Genomic DNA, 3,282 nt, shown 5'->3' with positions numbered 1-3,282 from the left:
GTCTGCTCAAAGGTGCTGTTTTTGACCGCTTTAAAATTAACTTTACCGTGAGTGCTGGTCAGTTTGGCATTTTTATTGGTGGCGATTTTACTGGCTTCATAGGTGCTGTCATCCCGGCTTAACAGATTGATATCACCGCCAGCGGTAAATTCAGTGACTTTGTTGGTGACATTATAGCGGGTGCGTTTAATAGTTTTCTTTTTGCCATACCAATTACGACTTGTCTCTGTGTTTTCATAATGGCTGGATTCTTCCATTGCCTGAGCGTACAGATAGCCACCTTTCGCCGCGATATCCATTGCCCCTTTGGCTGCCAGTTTAGTGGCTTGAAAAAGAATACTGCCGTTTGAAAGGACGGTTAACACACCACCACTGTTTAATTCAGTACTTTGTTGAGTATAAGTTTCTGTGATGCTGTTATCTTTGAAATAATCAGCGCGCTCTTTGTAGAAGTGATTCCGAGCCGACTCAAAACGTATATCACCACCAGAAGTAATCGTTATGTCACCATCAGAAAGTAGCTTTGAACCCACAGTGGTAATGGCTCCATTGGCAGCCATTGTCAGCTTTTTAGTACCACGGATTTGTGCGCCATAATTTCTGTCATCTTTATGTTCATCATAATGCTCAGGTCTGTCATCGTCATTGTAAGTAATAGCAGAGTAAAGCAGGGGCAGGAGTGTGATATTCCTTCCAGAAGATAATAATGCGTTACCGTTTGCCTGTATCTGAACCGCCTTTCCATTAATATCTGTACCGCTGATGACACTGATATTATTTCCTGCGGTTAATCGGCTGCTTAATTCTCCTGAACGTGATGAAGGGAATAATTTACTCAGTGAGGGAGATAATTCACGGGGAGCCAGATCAATACTTTTTGCAGAAGTTAAACTGATATCTTTTTCTGCGGAGAAACGAATACTCTTAGCCGATAAATTTCCACCGGCATTAATCACAATAGAACTTTTTGCATCCAGCTTACCCACTTTAGATAACATGTGATTAAAAAGTTCCTGCTCTTTAATGTAAGCGATAATACTGCCAATTCGTTTATGTGATAACAGTACTGCATTGTTATTATCAATGGTAATGTCATTATTTGCCGTCAAGGTAATATTATTACTTTTAGTTAAAAATATATCCCGCAGAATAATATTCTTACCTGCGTTTAGCAATAAATCACCTGTTGCTTCAATGCTGCTGATTATTCGATTGCCATCATGATTGAAATATCCGGCAGTCTCATTGCTTTGTAATTTCAAATCAGCATTACGGCTGATAACAGTAATGTTTTTTCCCTTGATTTTACTCTGCAATACATCAATATTATTAGCGGCGCTCATAGATACATCACCACCAGAAATAACTTCCCCGGTGTTTAATGTAACAGCGTCAGTTGCTAAAATAGTGATATCGTTATTAGCTTTAATAATATTATTGCTGTTGATTTTCCCTGAGTTTAAGACAATATTTTTAGCAGATAACGTATCATAACCGCCAGCAACAGTGATTTGGGACATTTCATTGATATCATAGGGTAGTGGTGTGCGAATATTAATATTATCTTTAAAATCAGCGACAAGGTTACCGGCAGCAACAACACTGGCTGGTTCAATAATATTTTTTCCATCCTCCCATGTTTTAACGTTTCCTGATCTGTCAAAGTATGTCCTAATATATACGTCGCCACGGGAAGATACATTACCTTTGGTGTCCTTATCAGTATATACAATATAATTATTTAGCACGCCGGTTATTTTGCTTTCATTAATGAATTTAATTCCTGTCAAGAAAATATCTTTACCGGCGCTCATCTTACTAACAAAATTCAATAGCTCATCACTGTTGATATAAATGTTCTTTCCAGATGATATCACTCCAGGCTGCTTATTGTCAGAAATGATGGTTTCAGTTCTGGCGTGATTTATATGAATTCCCCCATTTGTAGTATTATCTTTGCCAAAATCAACACGTCCAAACCATTTATCAGGAAGTGGAGTGATTAATTCAGCCTCATGAATAACCGGGTCTCCAAAATCACAGGTTTCCGTTTCATTGACAATCAGGTTTTTATCTGTTGAATCTGGCGTTAACTCATTATTTTTAACAGTAAAAACATCGCGTGTATTATTAAGTTTTTGGGTCCTGACAACCAAATCCCCCTTCACGGTTTTTATCGTCGCAGATCTATTCTCGACTAACTGACCTTTATTCCCCTGAGGATCTTTCTGTATCCACATATTATTATTGGCTTGCAGCAAGGCTTTGTTGCCGCTGTTGCGTACAGTATCGCCAAATATTCGCATGTCCCGGCCAGCAGTCACATTGCCTTTATTATCCAGTGTGGTATTTGCCAGCGTAATATCTCGTCCTGCTTGCACGTTAATATTTGGCGCAATATGGGTTTCTTTGCCAATAATATTCAGGTCCGTTTTAGCCTTAATATTTCCCAGTTCAATTTTGCCATTGGCGTTTAAAGTAATATCACGCTGGTTACTGGTTAACTCTTTTAAATTCACGCCAACGCCATCTTCAGTGGCAACCAGTCGGATTTTATTGGCATGCATGCCGCCTAACGCTTTGGTGTCAATGGCTAATTGTGGTTTAGTTCCTTCGCCAGCGATAGGTTTAACTGTGCCATCTTTTAAGCTGATTCGGTTAGCGCCCTGCGTCAGTGACAGGTTATTGGCCTGAATTTTTCCATTTAATTCCGTTGCCCGGCTGATAATATCGACATAATCCGTCGCCTTGCCATCTAACCCTTTGCCACCAATGGTAATTTGGCCTTTTGTTACTTTCAGGGCTTCAAGTGCACCTTGTTTATCAAATTGGGGTTTACCCGTGGTCAGCGTTGCGCTCGAAGTATTAATAAAACCACAGCCATCACAAGTAATGCCGTTGGGGTTAGCTATCATCACATTGGCTTTATTGCCGAGAATCTCCAATTGACCTTGCAGATGAGATCGTCCACTGCCGGTCACTTCATTGATAATCAGTTCCGCCGCTTTTCCATGCAGATTAGGGTTAGCGTTAAGTTGCCCCGCCAGTTGTGATTTAGCCGCTTGCGTGGCGTTATTGAGAACGGCACCTTGAGTGGCGACATTGAACTCTTTATAGGTGTTGTGGGATATTCCCGCATTATTCGGCGTGGCAATATTGACAACCGGGACATTGCCCTGATTTTGTACCTGCGTATGGTTATTGTCCGGTGTGATCCCCGCAGCAATCGCCGGGTGTAGCGGCTGAATTGCCGTCAGGTAAATTAAAAGATAACTCGTGCCT

General features: G+C 40.8%; 1 protein-coding gene. It reads right to left on the bottom strand.

The features are described from left to right. A partial coding sequence (locus tag EAE91_RS23130; RefSeq protein ID WP_214090497.1) for a filamentous hemagglutinin N-terminal domain-containing protein occupies window positions 1-3,282 on the bottom strand: 3,282 nt, incomplete at both ends.

Source organism: Photorhabdus noenieputensis, from assembly GCF_018448935.1.
GTDB classification, from domain to species: Bacteria; Pseudomonadota; Gammaproteobacteria; order Enterobacterales; family Enterobacteriaceae; genus Photorhabdus; species Photorhabdus noenieputensis.
This window is presented reverse-complemented; position numbering and strand designations above follow the sequence as displayed.